Below are 21,203 nucleotides of genomic sequence, written 5' to 3' on the forward strand. Positions count from 1 at the left end.
CCAGATCCAGCGAGCGAAGCCGATCGCGAGGAGCCATCTCCGCCGCGACTATGCGATGCAGACCTCGATATCCGCATCCGAGGACTTGAACCGGCATGCGGCCTGAGCTTCAATCAATCCGTTGAGATTTTTCAGTCGACCTTTTGATCACCTAGCTGTCCCGGGTCATGGAGGGAAGGTGCGGGTTAGCGCAAACCGTAGAACGCGGAGCTAATGACCTCAGAACGGAAGATCGAAGCGAACCGGCTGAATGCCAAGCGAAGCACTGGGCCTAAAACGAAGGTTGGAAAGGCCAGGTCGAGCCGTAATGCCCGTCGACACGGGCTCTCATGTCCGGATATGGAGGAGAATGCCAGCTCCGGCACAGGAGGTTGCATATCCGCGACAAGACTTAAGCAGCAACACAGCTCGGTTGCCGTGGATGACCTTGTCCGCGCCAATCTGCGACTGGGGCGCATCCGGCAAGCCCGCCACGAGTTGCTTGTCGCGTTGATGGACACCCCGTGTCCCAAGCTTTCCAAGCGTCTCGCTAGATTGGAGCGCTATGAGAGGCCAGTGCGGGCCGCGCAGCGACGTTTCCTGAGGCGCTGGCTGAAGCAGGGCTACAAAGAGCTTGCTTGAAGGCCACACACACCGAGTTTCGTCAATGCAGCTGTCTGGGCGATGCAGAAACGGCCCTAGCGGGACGCGCTAGGGCCGTCAGGAGTTTAGCCAAATAATCGCAAACGGCGGCTATGTCAGGAAGTGGAAGTCCGTGGCATACACAGCGCCATTGATCGTGATGGTCTCGTCGTGTGCGTCCAGACCTGAGTGCACGAGCCACTGATTGCTCAACCCAATCTGCGTCAGGGTCGCGCCGTCGGCGGACACCCCGAAACCGTGAAATTCCAGCGTATCTCCTTGGGAAGGTCCATTGCCGGTAAAGTCAGTGATGGTGGCGCCAGCAGTTGCTCCCGAGACAAAGACGAAATTGTCATTGCCTCCGCCGCCGTTCAGATTGTCGTTGCCGCCGCCACCATTGATGGTGTCGTTGCCGCCGTTGCCGTTGAGGAAGTCGGCGCCTGAGGATCCGGTGATGGTGTCGGCGAAGTTGGAGCCGAGCACGTTGTTGACGCCGCCGGTGATGGTGTCGGTGCCAACCGAACCGTCGCCGGTGGCGGTGCCGGTGGACAGATTGACGTTCACCGCACCGGTTGCGTTGTTGTACTGGATCTGGGTGGCGCCGTTGCCGGTGATGGTGTCGTTGCCGCCATTGCCCTGGAACGAGTTGAAGCCGCCGTTGTAGGCCGAGGCATTGTAGCTGTCGTTGAGATTGCCGCCGACCGCGCTGTTGACCCCGGTGAAGGTGTCGGTGCCGACCGAGCCGTCGCCCGAGGCCGAACCTGCGCCGCCGGCTCCGATCGTGATCGCTACGCCGGAGGTGGCATTGCTGTACTGCACCTGGGTGGCGCCGTTGCCGGTGATGGTGTCGTTGCCGCCATTGCCCTGGAACGAGTTGAAGCCGTTGTTGAAGGCTGAGGCATCGTAGCTGTCGGCAAAATTGCTGCCGATCGCCGCATTGACCCCGCCGGTGAAGCTGTCATGGCCGGTCGAGGCGTCACCCGTGGCCGTGCCGGCACCGTTCACCCCGATCGTGACGTTCACCCCGCCGGTCGCATTGCTGTAGAGCACGCGGGTAGCGCCGTTGCCGGTGATGACGTCATCGCCGCCAAGGCCCTCGAACTGGTTGAAGTTGCCGTTGCTGGTGGAGACATTCAGCGCACCGCCCAAGCCATAGCCGGTCGCGTCGAACGTGTCGGCGTAGCCGGTGCCCTGGACACCCTCGATGTTGCGAAGCGTGTCGTGGCCGATCGAGGCATCGCCGGTCACCGTGCCGGCGGCCATGGCTACCGCGATGCCGCCCGTCACCGTGTTCAGGTTATTGTAGCTCGCCGTGTCGAACCCGCCGCGGCCGTCCATGTAATCATCGCCGCCAAGCGGCGTGAACGTGTTGTTGTAGCTGGAGCCGAGCAGCGTGTCGTTGAAGACCGAGGCCTGAACGGCATTGACGCCGGTGAAGGTGTCGGTTCCCTCGGTCGTGCCGGTCGCACTGCCTGCAACGGTGAGGGCCGTGCCGGCCGTGGTCTCCAGATCGACGGTGACGGCCGCCTGCGCGATCGAGTAATTGAGCCGGGTGTTGCCGTTGCCGATGATGCTGTCGTTGCCGCCGGCGCCGGCAATGTCGTTGAAGTTGCCATTGGTGGTCGAGGCATTGAGAGCGCCGGGGGCGCCGTAGCCGGTCGTATCAAACACGTCGTCGAAGATCGTGCCGCGAACGGCCTCCACATTGCGCAGCGTATCGGTGCCGACGGTGCCATCGCCGGTCACCGTGCCGGCGGCAAGGTTGACGGTGATCCCCGCGGTGGTCGCGGGGTCGTTATTGTAGGCGACGATGTCATAGCCACCGCGGCCGTCGATATAGTCGTTGCCGGCGCGACCTTCGAAGGCCTCATAGGTGAAGTTGGCGTTGTCGCTGCCGTAGATGGTGTCGTTGAAGGCCGATCCATACACGCCCTGCAGGGCATTGGTGAACGTGTCGTGGCCGACATTGGCGAGGTCGCCGGCCGCCGTGCCCTGACCGGTCCCGGCCGCAAGATCGACCGTCACCGCAGCCGAAGCACCCAGATACTCCACCCGGGTGACGGACTGGCCCAGGGCGTTGATCTGGCCGGTGATGACGTCATCGCCGCCGCGGCCCTCGAAGCCGCTCTGGCCAGCGGCAACACCCGGCTGCGCACTCGACCCGGTAAATCCGGTGGCATTGAACGTGTCGTTGAATGCCCCGCCGACGGCGCCTTCAATGTTGACGAGCGTATCGCTGCCGACCCCGGCGCCGGTGGCAGTTCCGGCCGCAAGATTGACCGTGACCGAACCGGACGCCTCGGTATAGACCGCCCGGTCGAAGCCGTTGCCGCCGTCCAGCAGGTCATTGCCGCCGAGCCCTTGCAGGCGGTCGTTGCCGTCCATCCCATAGATGCCGTCGATCTGGCTGGTGCCGACCAGCGTATCGTTGCCGGAGTTGCCGAGGACGGTATTGTTGAACACGAAGTCGGAGGCAACCAGGCTGCCCACCGCGATGTTGGCCAGCGTGATCATGTTGCCGGCGCCGAAGTCGATGACGGTGTTCGGCCCCAGCTGCGTCGCATGAGCCTGGACATCGGCGAGGGTGAAGATCCCCGTCACGCCCGTGAAGTCGATGCGGTCGCCCTGGCCCCGGTTGAAGTCGCTGATAAAGTCTGCGCCGCCGCCGTTGGCGTAGACAAAGGTGTCGGCACCGAACCCGCCGTTCAGATTGTCGTTGCCGCCGCCACCATTGATGGTGTCGTTGCCGCCGTTGCCGTTGAGGAAGTCGGCGCCTGAGGATCCGGTGATGGTGTCGGCGAAGTTGGAGCCGAGCACGTTGTTGACGCCGCCGGTGATGGTGTCGGTGCCAACCGAACCGTCGCCGGTGGCGGTGCCGGTGGACAGATTGACGTTCACCGCACCGGTTGCGTTGTTGTACTGGATCTGGGTGGCGCCGTTGCCGGTGATGGTGTCGTTGCCGCCATTGCCCTGGAACGAGTTGAAGCCGCCGTTGTAGGCCGAGGCATTGTAGCTGTCGTTGAGATTGCCGCCGACCGCGCTGTTGACCCCGGTGAAGGTGTCGGTGCCGACCGAGCCGTCGCCCGAGGCCGAACCTGCGCCGCCGGCTCCGATCGTGATCGCTACGCCGGAGGTGGCATTGCTGTACTGCACCTGGGTGGCGCCGTTGCCGGTGATGGTGTCGTTGCCGCCATTGCCCTGGAACGAGTTGAAGCCGTTGTTGAAGGCTGAGGCATCGTAGCTGTCGGCAAAATTGCTGCCGATCGCCGCATTGACCCCGCCGGTGAAGCTGTCATGGCCGGTCGAGGCGTCACCCGTGGCCGTGCCGGCACCGTTCACCCCGATCGTGACGTTCACCCCGCCGGTCGCATTGCTGTAGAGCACGCGGGTAGCGCCGTTGCCGGTGATGACGTCATCGCCGCCAAGGCCCTCGAACTGGTTGAAGTTGCCGTTGCTGGTGGAGACATTCAGCGCACCGCCCAAGCCATAGCCGGTCGCGTCGAACGTGTCGGCGTAGCCGGTGCCCTGAACCCCCTCGATGTTGCGAAGCGTGTCGTGGCCGATCGCGTTGTTGACGTTATCGGTCACTTTGCCGGCAGCCATGTCCACAACGATGCCGCCGGTCGCAAGCGTCATGCTGTTGTAGCTGGCGGTATCGAACCCGCCGCGGCCGTCGATGAGATCGTCGCCGCCCAGCCCCGTGAACGTGTTGTTGAAATTGGAGCCGAGCAGAGTGTCGTCAAAAGAAGAGCCTTGCGCGGCATTCACCGCCGTCAGCGAATCGGTTCCCTCCGTGGTGCCGGTTGCATTACCCACGACGTTTGTGGCCGTCACACCTGCCTGATTGAGGTCCGTTTGCAGGTTGACCGTGACGCCGGCGAGCGCGCTGGAGTAGTTGACACGCGTATTGCCGTTGCCAATGACAACGTCGTCGCCGCCACCTCCCTGGAAGTCGTTGAACGTGCCAAGCGAGCCGATATTGGCGGTGCCCGCCGTGCCGAAGTTCGAGGCGTTGTAATAATCAGCAAAGTTGGTGCCGCGCACGGCTTCGACATTGCGCAGGGTATCGGTGCCGACCGTCGCATCGCCAGTGACGGTCCCGGCGGCCATGTTGACGGTGATGCCTGTCGTGGTCGTCAGGTCCGTCGCATAAACGACGACGTCATAGCCGCCGCGACCATCGATGAAATCATTGCCTCGGCGCCCTTCGAATGCCTCGAACGAGCCGGATCCGTTGTCGCTTCCGAGCAGTGTATCGTCGTAGTTCGAACCCCAGACATTCAGAATGTTGCTGATCGTGTCCTGGCCGATGTTAGCGACGTCGCCCGGAGCCGTTCCGTGCGCTTGTCCTGACTGGATGTCGACAGTCACCCCGGCGGATGCGCCGAGATAGCTGACGCGCGTCAGAGCATGGCCCTGCACATTCCTCCCGCCGATGATCGTATCGTCACCTGCGCCACCCTCGAATTCGGTGAAGCCAATTATGGCGCCCGGCAAACCGGTGCTCCCGGTGTAGCCAGTGCCGTCAAGATAGTCGTTGAAGTTGCCGCCGATGACGCCATCGATCGAGATCAGAGTATCGGTGCCGACGCCCGCACCGGTTGCAGTGCCCGCTCCAAGGTGAACGGTGATGCCACCGGTCGCTTCGGTGTATATGGCGCGGTCAAAGTCCGCACCGCCATCGAGGGTGTCGTTGCCGGCCCCGCCGGTTAAAGCATCCTTGCCCGCGCCACCCGAAATCGTGTCATCGCCGGCTCCGCCCTTGAGCGTGTCGTTGCCGCCGAGACCAGAGATCGAATCGTTGCCGTCGCCGCCTATCAGCGCGTCGGCAGCTTCTGTGCCCGTCAGCGTAAGCGGAGCCGCGGCAATTTTCTGGTCGAGCGCAGCGCCCGTATAGTCGTTCTGTACGCTGTTGAAGGTGGTGCCGCCGGCACCAATCGCAGCGTCCGAGAGCGCCTGCGTTGTGTCGCCAAAGGCGACCTGTGCCGCCTGGGCGACCTGGCTGAGATCGGTGGTGTTCGCAAGACTGCTCGAAATCTGGGCGTTGGATTCCTGGACGACCTGAGCAATCGCATTGAGGTCAGTCGCCGAGAGCTGCTGATCGAGCGGAAGCGTATTGTTGACCGCGGTCGCCAAAGCAGAAACCGTCGAGGGCGCGCCGAGGTCAGCATTGCCTGCAGTCACGGTCTGGGCGATCGCCCCAATGACCGCCTCAGCGGACGCACCCGTCGCCGCCGAGAGCTGAGCCACGGTCGCCTGCACCTGGATTGACGCCGCGAGAACGTCAGCCGCACCAGGCGCCGCCGAGACGGTAGCGGCAATCGGATCCAGCGTTGTCAGGCTCACCGAGTCAGATAGCCCCAGCGCCGCCTTCACGGAAGCTTCAGCTGCAACAGTGTCACCGCCGGCACCCGCGACGGCTACGATCAGATTGGTGAGCGGCGTCACGACGGTCGAGCCGCTCGGCGCTTTGAGCGTGCCGTTGAACGGGAGTCCGGTCAACACGTCGATGGTGTTATGGCCGCCGTCATGAACACTCTGAAGGACCAGTTGGCCGCCCGACGAGTCAAGGCTGAACGTGCCATCGCTCGCAGTGTAAGTGAACGATTCCCCGAGGTCGAGAATGCCATTGTAAACGCCGTTCCCATCCGCTTTGTCGACAAAGACAAGTGCGTCGGCGATGTATCCGTCGGCCGCAACTTTTACATCCGGATCATTGATCTGGATATTCAGTACTTCAGTCTTTTGCGCAACGTCGGCGTGGTCGAAAGAGCTCGCCGTGATGCTCAGCGCTATGGTTTGTTTTTCGGCCGTAGCATCAGGCCTGAGCTGGAGGGCCAGGCCGGCCACATCGCTCAGGTTAACGATCCAGACTCCGGGGTCGTCTGTGGACTGGGCCCCAGCGGTCAACATATATTTGGGCGGAACGCCGGTAACCTGAACCGTCGACGCCAGCGTGTCGCTGGTATCGGGGTCGCTGATCTGAATGTTCAATGCGATTGGCGCTGTTGTGACGTTTGCCTCGATTCGTTCATGAGCGATCGTCGGTGCCGTCGCGACCGGCGCTATGTTTACGGTCGCCGTTGCGGGGGTACTTGTCAGATGGCCATCAGTGATGGTGTAGGTGAACGTCGCGGCACCGTTGACATCATGGGTTGGTGTAAACGTAACGCTGCCGTCACTGTTAAGGACGGCGCTACCGCCTGTTCCGCTCGTTACCGAGCTGATCGAGAGCTGGGCATTGGAATTGTCGATATCGGTGTCGTTACCGAGCAATTGCGCCCGCGTAAAAGTAATAGCGGAGTCTTCAGTCGCAGCCAGTGCGTCAGCGATCGCGACGGGGGCATCATTCACAGCCACGCCTGTGAATGCCTTTGCACCGGTAACCGACGCCGTTCCATCGCTGACAGTGGCGGCAATCGAGAAATTGCCGTTGAAGTTGGCTGCCGGAATGAATTTAAGACCCGCCAGCAGGGCATTGACGTCAGCCGTCGCACCTGACGCCGTCCAGACTCCCCCTGCGTAGGTCGAGGTCACCGCGCCCGAGGTTGTGGTGCTCAGCGCGCCGGCCGCCGGGTTTGACAGCGTAAGGGTTGCCGTGATCGTGCTGCTGTCAATGTCAGTGATGACGATATCGCTGAGGTTGAGTGCTGTGTCTTCCGTGTAAGTCTCAGGAGCAGACAGGTTCGTTGCGATCGGGGCGTCGTTGACGGCAATTCCGCTGAAGATCTTGGCGCCTATCACTGGCGGAGCAACTCCATCGCTGACACTGGTCGCGATTGAGAAGCTTCCGTTGAAGTTCGCCGCCGGGTTGAAAGTGACCCCTGCCAGCAAGGCGTTGACGTCGGCGGTTGCGCCGGAAGCCGACCAGACGCCCGTTAGCGCATTGTAGGTTGAAGTTACCCCGCCGGACGCGCCGGTGCTCAGAGTTCCGGCAGCCGGATTCGAAAGCGCCAACTTCACCGTGACAGTGGCGCTGTCGAGGTCAGTGACAATGATGTCAGTGAGATTGAGCGGCGTATCCTCTTTATAGGTCTCACTAGCAGAGAGGTTCGTAGCAGTCGGGGCGTCGTTGACGGCGGCAACATTTACCGTGACGGTCGCCGTCGACGTTGCGCCGGCACTGTCTTTCATCGTGTAAGTAAAGCTAGCAACGCCGGAATAATTGGCGTCGGCGGTGAACACGACATTGCCGCTGCTGTTCAGCGAGACGGTGCCATGCTGCGCTCCCTGCACGGATACGATTGCTTTCGTATCGTTGGCGTCGGGATCGGTATCGTTGGCAAGCAACGCAGAAGCAATAATCGTAAGGGTCGTGTCTTCGTTAGTGCTCGCGACATCTGCAATCGCGACGGGCGGGTGATTTGCGCTGGGCTCGATGACAATTTGGAGCTTTTCAATATCCGTAACGAGGAGATTGAAGCTGTTGAATAGGTAGGTGGCGCTGCCGTGCGCAAGTTTGGCCTGCAGTGCCGCGATATCTGCAAGAAACCCCGCTGAGCTCGCCATGGACTGGCTGACGATCAGGCGAAGAGTGTCTTGCCCGTTGCCGCCATCGTAGATGTCAATCGCGTTGACGTTTTCGGATGCACCGTAGATGAGGATATCGTTGCCATTGCCGCCGCTAACGACGTCGCTACCAGATCCACCATCGAGCGTATCGTTTCCATTGCCCCCAAAGATCAGGTCGACGCCTGCGCCGCCGTTGACCTTATCGTCGCCATTTCCTGCATCGATGATGTCGTTTCCGGCGGACCCATTGATGGTGTCGTTACCATTGCCGGAGCTGATGAGATCTCCACCGGTGGTGCCGGTGATGGTGTCGGTGCCGTTTGTGCCGGTGATAATCATGGATTCTCATCCTCCTCAAATAAGCGCACGCGTATCCACGCGCAACGCACGGCTGTATCCGTGTGGCGATGTCTAGGCAGATTGCGATTGTGCTTGAGGAGCCCCCTTGCCCCTTGGAAAGCGTTCCTGCCTCTGAAAAAAGTTTACTGTCCTGGTGACAGCGTAAATTAATTTGTAACCATCTTACCCGCGACCCGCAGCGTTGCTTTACCCATTTGGGTAAAGGCGCGCAAAAACTCACAGGCTACTGCAGCTTAACCTAAACAACCCCCGTGCTTACGCTTCGGGCAGAGAACCGCAGCTACCTAGAAGGTGCCAAGCGCAGCAGGCTCACGAGCTCGGCTTGGCGGCTCGTTCCGGTCTTTGCAAAGATTGCCTTGAGCTGCATGCGAATCGTATTTGGCTTGACTAATAGCGCTTGCGCCGTTGCCTCTACCGAGCTGCCCCTGGCAATCATCGCGGCAACGCGGGCTTCGGCAGGCGAGAGGTCGAACAACGCCTGAAGGATTTCCGGGGGCGGGCCCGGTTGCTGAATGACTGGTGTCACGTAAAGCAGGAATTCGGCGCCCGAAAAGACATCACGTCCCGATCCGCGCATCGGCAGGATATGGACCACAAAGGCCTCGCGCGTGCGCGACCTCCGAACCGGAATAGACGCCCCATGAGTAGAGGCGGATCTTCCTTCCGACGCGGTGGCAAAAAGAGCATGAACGGCTGAGTTCGCAAATTCGAGTTGGGAGCCAGCACCAATCCGAAGATCGGGCTCATAAGCAAACAGGGCTTCGTTGGCCGCCAGCACCTTGCCACCATGGCCGAGCACAGCTGCTGCCAAGCCAATCATTTTCAGACTTTCAACTGTGGCTCGTGCTCGCTCGAGGCCAACACGGCCCGACAGCAAGGCGGCGCGAGCGATATGGGGTCGAAGACGATCGAGCTGTTCGGCGACCTCCCGCGGTACGGGCCCTTTTTCGTGAGCCTTTTCGATCGAAACAACAAGGATATCGCCCGCCGGGGAGTATATCGAGGTGCCGATGCACCAGCCTAAACCACGGGGCCGAAGAAAATCAGTGTAATAGGGTTCTTGCTCTAGCTCCTCGATAGTGAATGCATCAAGGTCGGTAAGGAAGCGCGGTTCTTTGATCGGGACCAACCGCTCGCCTCGAGGATTTTTCAGGTAGAAGGGACTATCAATCCAAGCTTCTACTCGGGAGCGAATACTGTCTGTTGACAGCCATCGAGCCAGCCCGGGGGCCGCAGCAAATAATAGTGCACCTTCAGCGTCAGCTAAACCTGCCAATCTATCAAGTACAATCTTCCACCGCTCGGGGACTATAGCGGCTTCGTAAATCTCATCGACCAAACGGTCAAAATGCATTTGTAATACCCAGCCTTTCCGCGCTCTACAAAAGAAGGGAGCGCGTCGCAATACTACTTGAGGCCAAGTAAATCAGCTCAACCAGCCCCTGCCGTGCTCCCAACACCGGTTCCCCTTAGGAGCCTCCGTCAAGCTGAACGCCAGTCATCGCTGTTGGCTCACTCAATTATTGGCGAGCCCGAGAGGCTGCCAAGATCGCCTTTGAAGATGATTTGGCCTTCTCCATCATAAACCGCCGAAGCAGCTTCCGTGGATCGGCCCCAAGCGCCTCCGCAATGGCAATGAACTCAACGACATCCAACCGACGTTCGCCGCCCTCGTATTTGGCCACGAAGGATTGCGGCTTGCGTAGCTTCTTGGCGAGGGCGTGCTGACGGATCCCGGCCTTATGTCGCGTTGCGACAAGAAGGGCGATGAGACGGGCATATTCGGCGGATTTGAGGGATTTTTCCATGGCCGCCGGCGCTTGCGATTCGGCGGCGATCAATCTGATCCTAGATCGGGATTATCCCAAAACAGGATAGCATTAACTCTGCTGTGCGAAGCTGGCGGGCAGGGCGCGCGGTTGCGCTGGGCTTATGCGGTGAGCGGAGCGCAATGGCGGCGGGGCATCCCAAATCAAGGAGTTTCACAGTGCTGGCCGAACTACATCAGGATCCGCTTACGTCTCACTCCCGCGCCTCGAGCATTCGCGAGCAGGCGCTATTTCATCTGCTTCTCGGAGAGCTCATGGCCGCGCGCTGGCAGCAGGGCCACCACGACATCGAGGTGCTCAAGAGCGAGGTCGATCGGGGCGGCTACGACATCGTATTGGAAGCCAACGGGATCCTTCGGCATATCCAGTTGAAGTCGACCTTTTCGGGCTCCGCGGTCCGGCACGTGACCGTCAGCACCCGGCTGCTCGAAAAGCCCAGCGGCTGCGTGATTTGGCTTGAGGTCAACCAGCAGACATTGACGCTGGAGCGGTACTTCTGGTTCGGGGGCCGGCCGGGAGAAAGGTTGCCGGATTTGGGCTCGAAGGTCAGCCGGCATTCGCGCGGTGACAGCACCGGACAGAAGCTCGAACGACCCATGCATCGCGACCTCGGCAAGGCCTGCTTTGAGCGCATCGATAGCGCAGATGATTTGCTCGCCAGGTTGTTCGGATGAAAGACGACCGGGGCTAGGAAGCGGCAGCTTGCATGATCGGCTATCGGCGATCGTTCTCTCGACCGGTCGCCTCAATCGGGGGTTCAGGGCGGTGGCGGCCTAATCGGCGGGAGGCGCGCGGAGACGAAAAAAAGTCGATAGCCTCGCCAAGGCTCAGGGAAGGCCGTGTAGGAGATTTGGTCCAAGCCGCACCCGGACAGGGCCAGAATCCCATAAATCGTGCCTTGCGCGGGTTTCCGCGTCGCCGCCGTTGGTCAAAAATATCAGCAGAAACATTGTTCTACGCGGAACTCAGCTGGCTCTGATGGCGGGTTGGTGCGCGTGCCGGACGGCACAGTGCGCGGCGGCTCTTCGGCGCCGGCGGCTCGCCGTAGAGTAAGATTGGCATTAGTTGTGCTATAATTGACTGATACATGGTTGGAGGAGCCAATTCGATGCGCAAGCTTCCCGAAACGGAACAGCCGGCCAGTTTCGGCTTCGACAAACCCGCCAAGGAGCGCTTGATCGAGGCCGCCCAGAAGATGTTTCGTCTTCTCGGAATCAGGGTCGCGAACGGCTTGATCGCCCACGAGGCGCATTCGAATATGGAGACGTTGGTCAAATATTTCGGCCATGGCGAGGCGCTGATCAGCTATTTTATCAAGTCCTTGATTGCGGAGTCGGAGACGGTTTGGGAGGTGATAACGGAGGACCATCCAGGCGATCCGGAGGCGCAACTGCGGGAATGGCTTGCGACCGAGCAAGAGAGTGCGGGTCGTCCGATGCAGCCGCAGACGCTGCTCGCGCGCACGGCAGCGGAATTGTACGAGCATCGCAAGAACCCCCAGCTCCGCGAGATCGAAGAGTACTGGCAGGCCGAGCGGCGCCGGGTGGTTGGGCTTTGTCGATCCTCCGGATTGCGCGATCATGTGGAGCTGGCCGACAAGCTCTTGCTGATGGTCCACGGCGCGCGTAACGAGCGCAATGCCTATGGGGCGTTTGCGCCAAGCCGGCTGCTGCAGCAGGCTGGGAATGAATTGCTGGTCGCGCATCGGAATGCATTAAAGTGAAGGTCGAGCATACAATTGAGACCAAAGCAGATTGAGCATGACCAAATCCAATGATGCCGCCGTGGTCGTCTTCACCTCCGAGACGAGGCAGAATATCCTGGACCAGGCGGGCTCCCGCGGTTGGGTGCTCAGTCCGAAAAGCGTCGAGCGATGCACCTATCTGGTTTGCTGCCGACGGCAGGATTGGAACAACAAGGCCGAAGGCATAGCGTCGCGAACAGCGTTTCTGGTGGGACGTCTTTCATCGCTGACGCCACTTGACGAGAGCGCGAATGCGAGGGGACAGGCACGCTTCCGAATTGGAATCTCGGAGTTCGCCGAGATTGCCGTTGCGGATGTCTGGCGCAAGGAGCTGCGCAACCCGGTTGCCTATGCCAGTCTGAAGGAGCTCGGGATCGAGCAGCGGCGGCTCAAGTTTCAACCGATCCCCGACTCTTCATCCGTGGGACCGGGCAAGGCCGGTGGTTTGACCATTGCCGATGCCAAAAAAGCTTTGGCGGCGACGTTTGGGGTGCGGCCCGAAGATATCGAGATCATCATCAAGGGGTGACGTGGATTAACCACCGCGGGCGTTGGACGCGGCTATTCGCAAAGTATTGTTGAAGTATGCTGTAGATTGAGTATACATAAGGCCTGTCCCCCAGGAGAGGTCCCATGAGTGATTTCCGCGTCGAGCACCTAGGCATTGCCGAGCTGAAGCCGAACCCGGCGAATGCCAGGCGGCATTCGCGCAAGCAGCTGCACCAGATCGCCGCCTCGATTCGCGAGTTCGGGTTCAACAGCATCGTTGTGGCCGATGAGGAGGGGGTGATCCTGGTCGGCCATGGCCGGATCGAGGGCGCCCGCCTTGCGGGATTGGAGCGGGTGCCGGTGCTGCGGGTCGGCCATTTGACACCCGCGCAGAAGACCGCGTTCTCGCTCGCCGACAACAAGGTTGCGCTGAACTCGGATTGGGATACGGACCAGCTGCGCGTGCTCTGGCGCGAGCTGACGGGCGCCGAGGTCAATTTCGATCTGGAAGTGACCGGCTTCGAGACTGCCGAGATTGATCTCTTGGTCGATGGCGAAGCGATGCGCGAGAAGCCGGATCGCAGTGATCTGGTTTCACCGGTCCGGTCAGATGCGGTGTCGCGGATCGGAGATCTCTGGACTCTCGGAGAGCATCGTCTGCTGTGCGGCGATGCATGCGATGCGGCTTCGTTTGCCGATCTGATGGACGGCGACCAGGCCCGTTTGGTCTTCACCGATCCCCCCTACAATGTGCGGATCGATGGTCATGTCAGCGGGCTTGGGGCGGTGAAGCATCGCGAATTCAAGATGGCCTCAGGCGAGATGAGCTCAGCCGAGTTTGCCGGGTTCCTGGCCATGGTGTTCGGCAATATGGCGCAGGTGAGCCTGGACGGCGCGATCCATTTCATCTGCATGGATTGGCGTCATTTGGGCGAGGTGTTGAAGGCGGCCGGAGGGGTCTATTCCGAGCTGAAGAATGTTTGCGTCTGGAATAAGAGCAATGGCGGCATGGGGTCATTCTACCGTTCCAAGCACGAGCTGGTGTTCGTCTACAAGGTGGGCCAGGCGGCGCATTTGAATACGATCGAGCTCGGCAAGCACGGCCGCTATCGCACCAATGTATGGGACTACGCCGGCGCGAACAGCTTTCGGTCGGGCAGAGACGCCGAGCTCGAGATGCACCCGACTGTCAAGCCCACCGCACTCGTGATCGATGCCATCAAGGATTGCTCGCGCCGCGGCGACATCGTGCTCGACCCGTTTTGTGGGTCCGGCACCACGATCATGGCGGCACAGAAGTGCCGGCGGCGGGCCCGCGCGATCGAGCTCGATCCGCTCTATGTCGATGTCGCCATCCGCCGCTGGCAGGCCTATACGGGCCAGCCGGCGACCATGACACTGACGGCAGAGACCTTTACGGAGATCGAGCGGCGTCGCGCCGACCCGCTGCAGTAGGGCTTGCTCTGCGCCCAGGCTTTCTGACGCAGCGACGAGGGCGAAGTCCTAGCTCAGCGCTGCGACCATTCCTCGGCTTTCCGAAAGAGCTCGATAAGAGCATTCCTGTGCTTGTGGATATCATCCATTCGGACGTTCATCCGGATGGATTCCTTGCCCTTGCTCAGCGCTTCGAGTCCTGCCGCTTCCAAATTATCGATGATGGATTGTCGTTCCGTAGCGCCAACCTTGATCCAAACGGCGCAATGCGATGCCACCTTCCGCGGAAAAAACCAGCAGAACAGATAGCCGCCTGTAGTCAAAGCGATATGCGACTTGTTGTAGTACAGTTTCGCTTCACCGCTTGTTGCTGGGACCAGCGAGCAGCAAGCATCGACCACGGCAAGAAGTTCCGGCTTTGTCCGTGCTTCCCAATAGGCGCGATTGGCCTCCGGCGATTGCGGTTCATCGCCATCGCCATTCGGATTGAATTCGTGGGTATCAAGCACCCGAATGAACTGCAGGGCGACTTCGTTGTCGATTTGGAAGGCGCTGAGCTGAATGGCGATCAGCGGCACTGCGCGATTCAGTAATCGAATGACATTGAAGAAGCGGCTTGTGATTTCTTCGGCGACAATCACCGCGCAATGTTGCAGCGACGGATAACGCTGCCGCTCCACGTCCCAATATTCGATGGTCCGAATGATATGACTCTCGTCGACCGGGCCGAGCATCACCTCGACCTCATAGCGGGTATCGTTTTCGAAATCAGCCATCAGGAAGTCGATGCGCCCGCCCGAGGCCTGGATTCGCTCCCGCTTGATCACCTGCAAATCGCCAAGTCCGAGCAGCGAGGGGTCATCCAGAATCTGTTGCTGGAGCCAAGATTCGTTCAGAGCTAGCGATCGGAGGCGTTGCGAGTTGATTTTCTTAAGCTTGAGGACGGCTTGGGTCATCGCGGTCAGACCATTTCCTGGTGATGTGCGGTACGATGGGAGCCGAGTGCCAAAGATTGCATTAAGCCGTGCAGCCTCTTGTCCTGAAGGTTGATGCCCTCTGAATGCCGCATGCCCCTCTCGATTTGTGGAATGGCGTACCCACTGACGACCGGTCTTGTTCGGCCATGTCGCGGCGCTTCGCGAGCTCTGAGGTCTAGAACGCCCTGTCCAGGCGATCTTTGACTCAATCCAAGCTCGTCCCCAGCGCTTGGTTAAAAGAACCTCCCACGGGTGCGAGGCATTTTCTGCGGCAGGCAAACGCTGCGTTCAATGCGCGTCACTAATGTGTACGCAGGACGTCGAATTCCTGACCGGGGCGACGTTCGGTCTGCCTCGTGGGACATTGCATGCGTCTTCTCAGCCTTACCGCCTCGACCGCGGGCCTGCTTATCTTGTCTTTGGCTCCTTCAATCGCCGCCGAATCCGTTTTGATGCCGGCGAAAGGCGAAACTTGCAAAAATCTGCCCGCGCAATGGGAGGCCGTGGGATGGCGGTGCCCTGGACCTGCAGGCTTCTCACTTGTCTACTCGGGAGGTGAGGGCGAGAGCGGCATCGGCTTCGGGCGGACCAATCAGGAAAAAGAGCTGACCGCCGATTCCTCTTGGAGCGGGACGACGAGCGACGCCATCGGCGTGCGAGCTGAATGGAGGATGTCAAACGGTATCCCGTTCGCGGCCATCGTCGCGCGATGGCGGGCTGCCGGGGAGGGCGCGAGCAGCTCTAGCCACCTCGAATATATGGTTCTGAAAGTCACAGATCGGGGCAGTTGCGCGATTGCAACGCTCGGTGCGTTGGGGGTGAGTGCCCTGAGCAACGCTCGCAGGCTGGCGGATGATCGTGGTCCGTTATTCCGATGTGGTATCGACAAGCCTTCGTTGGCGGCCGACGATAATGGAAGCAACATCAGCAGACTGGATGGCCACTTCGCTTCCTCCGAGCTGCTAGACCATAACGGCTCGATTGTGGATCTGACCCGATCCGAGCGCGGGCTTATTGAGATCCGCTATAAGGAGCCCCGAAAGGGCCTTCCCATAGAGCCGAACACTGTTCTCTTTTCGGGGCAGGAGACCGGTGGAGCGCTAAGCGGGACCGCCTACGTCTTCAAGGCAAATTGCGAAGGAGCTGGTTATCCAGTCACGGGTAAGCGACAGAATGGCGTTCTGGTTCTGGAGGGCGCTGCTCCCCGACGCGACAAGTCTTCCTGCCGCGTATCCTCAGCCTCTACAGACTCGAAGCATGCCAGGCTCGAGTTCAACTTTGATCCCCTTTTGAACGGAGGATTTGAGAATGTGGTGGCCTCCCTGGCCGTGAGTCGCACCGATGTTGCCTCTATGACGAACGCGAGGGTGGATGCCGCCACGAGCGGGGCGCCGTCAGCCCGGCCGAATGATCCAGACGGCCCATTTGGAGACTGGAAGAATGGCAAGCTTGGCCGCCTAAGCTCGTTTGCTGGCACCTATAGTTATAATGCCGTACTGGACGATCCCGAGGTCAAACGCGCGCTGCAAGAGCTTGTTGGAGACGGACGAGTGAAGAAGCTCCGGGACTCCATCTCGGTCATGAGCCCTATCGGGCTCATTGGCGCAGACGTCGTCTTGACGGGCAATGCCGAGCATCAAGGCGGTGTGAAAGAAGCAACCGTCTGGATTTCCATTCACGATGGATCTGTTCGTGCAGCGTTGCTCGATGCTGGCACCGTCACTGTATTTGCGCGTGACGCGAAGTATGAGTACCTGCCGGAGGAATTTCGCAACATCGTTCGACGATTTAGCGCGTCCGCCCGCGGGATCGTGGCCATGGAGACCAGGCCTCCGCAAGGAGCCTCCTGGGTTCGATGACGAAAAAAGTTCGGTGCAGCATTGCTGCTCTTTGAGGCCCGCTGAGGCCAAGGTCGCGCAGTCACTGCACAGCGCTAATGAAGCGCCTAACTGCCCGGTTTACTTGATTGAGATCGCAGATTTTGGTACAAGTTAATTGCCTCGCACGAGAGCTGCGGTTGAGCCCAATGGGCTTTGCGTGACGCCGAAACCCGGCATGTAGTGCGTAAATGATGGCGTGACGCCTGATGGGTCCGAATTCCTGCGTGCAGGGATTTGGTCACCCGGAGGGCCACGCCATTTCTCTTTTGTGGGCCCTCCCTGAATCCATTGTTCAAGGAGTACAACATGCCTCGCAACAGCAAGGGACAGTTCGACAAGGGCACGACTGGCAATCCAAAGGGCCGTCCGCGGAAGCGGTCGCATCCCATCTCGGATGGTCAGATGCGGCGCGATTTCTTTGATGCGACCGAAATGCTGGTGCCGATCATCGAAGGCAATGAGCGTAAGATGATCCCTGCACACCATGCCATTGACAAGCAGTTGGTCATCAAGGCGGTGTCAGGCGACATGCGGGCCATCTGCGAATACAACAAGAGGCGCGAGCGCTACACGCTGGAGCATGTCCGGGCGCAGCTTAAGAGTCTCGAACTCATCTTCGAGGGCGAAGATCGCATCCGCATGTTTCCCGAGGACGTCACGGATGAGTATAAGCGGGTCTTGGCGCTGTTGCGCATGAAGATCGATCCGGACTACTTGCTTTAAACAAACTCGACGTTTCACACTCGCAAATAGGGAGCGCTTCTCGCGCTCCCTTTTTTTGTCTTGCTGCTGGCCATGCACAGGCCCGTCGGGATGCGACTCGTCCGCGACAGATCCGAGCGTGTTTGGTGCCTGTTAAGTACCTGTTTGCTGCCTGTTCGGGACCTGTTTTCGAGCCTGTTCCGCCATCCCTCGGCAAGCCACTGAGCCGCGCAAGTCTTTGTTAATCGCTAACTTCTCTCGCCAGCCACCCCGGTGGGCGATCAAGTGCGTTTTTTTCAGGCGACAGGAGAAAGCTTTATCCCGCTCCGTTTGGAGGGCCCCCGAATAGATCGGACAGCCTGCGGCCGGTGTGTTAAAGGCGGGGATGAAAAAATTCATTTTGGCGATGCTGCTCATCGCGACGCCGGCATTGGCGCAGCCCGAACCGCCAGCTGCGAAGGCCCCATTGACCGATCGCGAACGGGTTCAGGCCGATCGTGCGCAGGCCGCCACGCAGGAGAAGGACGCCCCAACCGCGCGCCCGTGGGACAGGGGCGCGGATGGCAAGCGGCCCTGGGACCGGGGCGCCCAGGCGAAGTAGCAGCGTTCTCGACGGGAACTCGCAGGCTTTGCCGGCAATCGGCAGCCTTCCGTAAGGAGCCTTCCGTGACGGAACTGAGTTTACGCGGCACGGGCTGAGCTGAGCTGCCTCAATTTCTCTATCGAGCCGCCCGGGGCAGCGGGCCCTGGCTCCGCTTCCTCGCCAGTCGGCACGGCCTATCTGACGGTCACTTCCACAGCGATGACCGAGGATCCGCGCTGCCTGCGGTTTTCGCCCGACACCGCAATTCGGAACCGGTCCGTTCCTGGGCGTGAGGGGGCTTGGTAGCGAAATGACGGGCCGGCGATCGTCACGCTACCGGCACTGGGCGCCTCTGCCAGTTTAACTTCGTCCAAAAGCTGAGTTCTGCCGCGCAGGCCTTGCAGGCATTCCGTCCCGGCTGGGATTGAAATAACCCAATATACGGTGTCGGAAAGCAGTACGAAGCGTTCGGGCCGCAAGGCACATTCACCCGCGGTCGCAGCATGCGCTTGCAGCCAGTATCCCGCGAAAAAACATAGGCTTGCCGCCGCTGTTTTGAGCCTCATGCTGCCGCCCGCGCGGTGATCATGATTGGATGGGCCAGGCATGCTCAAACAAAATCGCCGCCACCGGCTGCCCGGCCTTGCGGCGATTCATGGTTGAACGCGGCTGCTCGCTAAACGCGTCGCCGTTCACCGAGCGTACCAATACCCCCACCAGCGTTGCGACACGGGCCGCGCTTCCGCCTTGAGCGCCGCGACTTCCTCGACAGAGCGAAGGTTGGGGCCATAGATCGCAGGCGGGTAAACATCATCCCAAAACACGTAGCCGGTTCGGACGTAGGCCGACCGATGATGCGCAGGAGCCAGCGCAAGCTCCGCGGCTGAAGCTGTGGTCGTTATCAAAGCAAGGCCAAGAACAGAAAGAGCAATGGATGGAGCAAGGGTGCGGAAGTTCATTGGATCAATCCCTCTCGAAATGGGCGAGAAATAGAAAATGCGACGGCCTGTGAAAGGTTGCAAGCGCATCGTTCCATAGAACGGCTGCGAAATCCAGCTTTTCAGGTGCGCGAATCCAGCCGGAAGGTTCGGGCAGAGCAGACTTGAGGGTGACACCCGTCGTTGCGGCCGGCGAAGACAGCGCTACCGATGAGCCGACAACTCAGATGCTGCTGCTCACGACATGATCAGGCCTGAACAATCTTTTGGCGCCAGGAGAGTCATCGGGAATCATCATGTCGACACACTGCTCACTCTTGATGAGCACCGCACTCTTCAGGACGATTCCTATGGCTTCTGCTTTTGTCTTCGCCTTGATCTTCTGCGCCGGCGTCATGTTGGGCTATGCGGTGCGGACCTTGCGCCCGCAACGCTCGACGACGAACGAGCCCTCCGATACGCCGCGCAGAACGGCCCGATCGACTCCCAGTTCGGCATTCGGACACACCCGACGTGCCTTTTAGGCCTCATCCAGGGTGCGGGCGACACCTCGGTTCTCACGATCATAGGCGACATAGGACATGACCCAGCCGATGAGGGACGCACCGCGACGCTACATCGTGGACGGTACAGGACAGCGTGTGCTTTTCGGTTTGACGATTGCGGAAACCATCGAGTTCGAGACGTTGGACAAGCCCGACGCGCCCCTCGGCCCTGGCCTTCGCCTCGATCAGAGCAAGCCGGGACAACGATGGCTGGAGCTATACGCCAAGCATGAGCGGGCCTGGCGCAACTGGATGGCCGACACGCGAGCAGGACGGGAAGTGCCCCTCGTGCTCAACTAGGTGACGCCGTTAGCCCGTGACTGCGAGGCCATCCGTTCGCTTCAGGAACAATCTCCCCGACGGAACGGCAGTCATCCCGGGCTGGTCATACCGCGAGCATCCTGCTGCCTTGGATGCTCATGAGAGTCAGATTGCCCGTCGCGTAGGCGCCCGTATCGATGTTGACCCGGTTTGCCAGGACTTCGGCGGTGCGCACCGGCGTGTGACCATGAACGATATATTTGCCGAACTGCTCCTCGCTCTGAAGGAATTCTTCGCGAATCCAAAGCAGGTCGCTTTCGCTTTGCTCGGCCAAGGGGATACCCGGGCGAACGCCGGCGTGGACAAAGAAGAAGTCTCCAAGGGTAAAACTAAGGCGTAGTTCGTCCAGGAACTCCAGATGCTCCCCCGGCATTGCGCGGATCAAGTCGCGCATGATCGACGCCGGGTCGTCGCGCTTCAGATCTGGCGGCGCGAGTCCATAGGACATGAGCGTCTGGGCGCCGCCGATGCGAAGCCAATCTTCAAACAACGAAGGGTCTTCGAAAACCCTCACCAGAAATGCCTCGTGGTTTCCCTTGAGAAAAATCGAGTTTCCGCGCCGGCTTCGTTCAACCAGGAGGTCAAGGGTGGCGCGGGTGTCCGGTCCGCGATCGACGTAATCGCCCATGAACACCTCGATCGCATAGCGTGGCCGACTGTGGGCCAAGTCGGCGTCGATGACCCGCAGCATGGGCTGCAGCAAATGCGAGCAGCCATGAATATCCGAGATCGCGTAAATGCGAACGCCGTCGGGCAGTTGCGGCCTGTGAATTGGCGGGTGTGACCGGGCAAGAGATGTCATGGCGCGCACACTCGGTGAGGTGGTGGGGATCATTTCGCCAAGTCAGTCCACGGCCGGACCCCTATTGAAGGGAGCCGCCTCTCAGACGGCCCGATTGCGCCGAAAGAAAGGAGGATATTCGCTTGCTTAGCTTGTCAGCGCGCGCTGAGCAAATCAGGCAATCCCGCCCTGGGGTGCATCGCGATCGGCAGAGGGATGATGCATGCCTCGCTGAAGACGTTTGGGGAGGATACAGCTTTAGATCGCAATTCGTCGAATTTCTAGTAATCGAATCATATCGCTTGCGGAGTGACTCAATGCGGACAACAGGCGCATCAAAGATGAGCTGCTAGCTCTTCATGCAAGCGCCCGACCGAATTCGAAGTGGAACTTGATTCAAAATAGGGCAGCGAGTTTCGATCGTGTGTCAGCACTGTGACGCAAATCTTCCGCGCGCGACGACATCTCAACAAAACGCGATGCATTC

General features: G+C 60.1%; 15 protein-coding genes. 8 read left to right on the forward strand and 7 right to left on the reverse strand.

Going from position 1 to position 21,203, the window contains the following annotated elements; genetic code table 11:
* Positions 1–732 precede the first annotated feature (732 nt).
* The 3 genes from IVA75_RS09080 to IVA75_RS09090 form a co-directional block, all read right to left on the reverse strand.
* A complete protein-coding gene (locus IVA75_RS09080) occupies positions 733–8,472 on the reverse strand; it encodes a tandem-95 repeat protein (RefSeq protein ID WP_247282698.1) in 7,740 nt (2,579 codons plus the stop codon).
* 301 nt (positions 8,473–8,773) lie between these two features.
* Positions 8,774–9,847, reverse strand: coding sequence for a helix-turn-helix transcriptional regulator (locus IVA75_RS09085; RefSeq protein ID WP_247282699.1), 1,074 nt, complete (start codon positions 9,845–9,847; stop codon positions 8,774–8,776).
* A gap of 166 nt (positions 9,848–10,013) precedes the next feature.
* Entirely contained in the window at positions 10,014–10,301 is a 288-nt protein-coding gene (locus tag IVA75_RS09090) for a helix-turn-helix transcriptional regulator (protein WP_247282731.1), read from the reverse strand.
* Positions 10,302–10,480: 179 nt separating this feature from the next.
* On the opposite strand from IVA75_RS09090, the gene IVA75_RS09095 reads away from it, so the two are divergent.
* The 4 genes from IVA75_RS09095 to IVA75_RS09110 all read left to right on the forward strand — a co-directional run bounded on the left by IVA75_RS09095 (position 10,481) and on the right by IVA75_RS09110 (position 14,010).
* Entirely contained in the window at positions 10,481–10,996 is a 516-nt protein-coding gene (locus IVA75_RS09095) for a hypothetical protein (RefSeq protein ID WP_247282700.1), read from the forward strand.
* 434 nt (positions 10,997–11,430) lie between these two features.
* A complete protein-coding gene (locus tag IVA75_RS09100; RefSeq protein ID WP_247282701.1) occupies positions 11,431–12,045 on the forward strand; it encodes a hypothetical protein in 615 nt (204 codons plus the stop codon).
* 37 nt (positions 12,046–12,082) lie between these two features.
* Complete coding sequence (locus tag IVA75_RS09105; protein WP_247282702.1) at positions 12,083–12,595, forward strand: hypothetical protein; 513 nt, start codon at positions 12,083–12,085, stop codon at positions 12,593–12,595.
* Positions 12,596–12,699: 104 nt separating this feature from the next.
* A complete protein-coding gene (locus IVA75_RS09110) occupies positions 12,700–14,010 on the forward strand; it encodes a DNA methyltransferase (RefSeq protein WP_247282703.1) in 1,311 nt (436 codons plus the stop codon).
* A 53-nt stretch (positions 14,011–14,063) separates the two neighbouring features.
* Here IVA75_RS09110 and IVA75_RS09115 read toward each other — a convergent pair whose 3' ends face one another.
* Positions 14,064–14,945, reverse strand: coding sequence for a hypothetical protein (locus tag IVA75_RS09115; protein ID WP_247282704.1), 882 nt, complete (start codon positions 14,943–14,945; stop codon positions 14,064–14,066).
* 389 nt (positions 14,946–15,334) lie between these two features.
* On the opposite strand from IVA75_RS09115, the gene IVA75_RS09120 reads away from it, so the two are divergent.
* The 3 genes from IVA75_RS09120 to IVA75_RS09130 all read left to right on the forward strand — a co-directional run bounded on the left by IVA75_RS09120 (position 15,335) and on the right by IVA75_RS09130 (position 18,149).
* A complete protein-coding gene (locus IVA75_RS09120) occupies positions 15,335–16,825 on the forward strand; it encodes a hypothetical protein (RefSeq protein WP_247282705.1) in 1,491 nt (496 codons plus the stop codon).
* A 327-nt stretch (positions 16,826–17,152) separates the two neighbouring features.
* Positions 17,153–17,569: a DUF5681 domain-containing protein gene (locus IVA75_RS09125; RefSeq protein WP_247282732.1), complete on the forward strand. Its 417-nt coding sequence runs from the start codon at positions 17,153–17,155 to the stop codon at positions 17,567–17,569.
* A gap of 364 nt (positions 17,570–17,933) precedes the next feature.
* The gene (locus IVA75_RS09130; RefSeq protein WP_085383826.1) at positions 17,934–18,149 is read left to right on the forward strand and encodes a hypothetical protein; all 216 of its coding nucleotides are present in this window, start codon (positions 17,934–17,936) and stop codon (positions 18,147–18,149) included.
* A gap of 674 nt (positions 18,150–18,823) precedes the next feature.
* On the opposite strand, the gene IVA75_RS09135 is transcribed toward IVA75_RS09130, so the two are convergent.
* Both IVA75_RS09135 and IVA75_RS09140 read right to left on the reverse strand, forming a co-directional pair.
* A complete protein-coding gene (locus IVA75_RS09135) occupies positions 18,824–19,090 on the reverse strand; it encodes a hypothetical protein (RefSeq protein WP_247282706.1) in 267 nt (88 codons plus the stop codon).
* A gap of 202 nt (positions 19,091–19,292) precedes the next feature.
* Positions 19,293–19,466, reverse strand: coding sequence for a hypothetical protein (locus IVA75_RS09140; protein ID WP_247282707.1), 174 nt, complete (start codon positions 19,464–19,466; stop codon positions 19,293–19,295).
* A gap of 184 nt (positions 19,467–19,650) precedes the next feature.
* On the opposite strand from IVA75_RS09140, the gene IVA75_RS09145 reads away from it, so the two are divergent.
* Positions 19,651–19,914 (forward strand): hypothetical protein, encoded by a 264-nt coding sequence (locus tag IVA75_RS09145; RefSeq protein ID WP_247282708.1) that lies wholly within the window; start codon positions 19,651–19,653, stop codon positions 19,912–19,914.
* Positions 19,915–19,999: 85 nt separating this feature from the next.
* On the opposite strand, the gene IVA75_RS09150 is transcribed toward IVA75_RS09145, so the two are convergent.
* Positions 20,000–20,737, reverse strand: coding sequence for a metallophosphoesterase family protein (locus IVA75_RS09150; RefSeq protein ID WP_247282733.1), 738 nt, complete (start codon positions 20,735–20,737; stop codon positions 20,000–20,002).
* Positions 20,738–21,203 lie beyond the last annotated feature (466 nt).

Source organism: Bradyrhizobium sp. 134 (assembly GCF_023074155.1).
Taxonomy (GTDB): domain Bacteria; phylum Pseudomonadota; class Alphaproteobacteria; order Rhizobiales; family Xanthobacteraceae; genus Bradyrhizobium.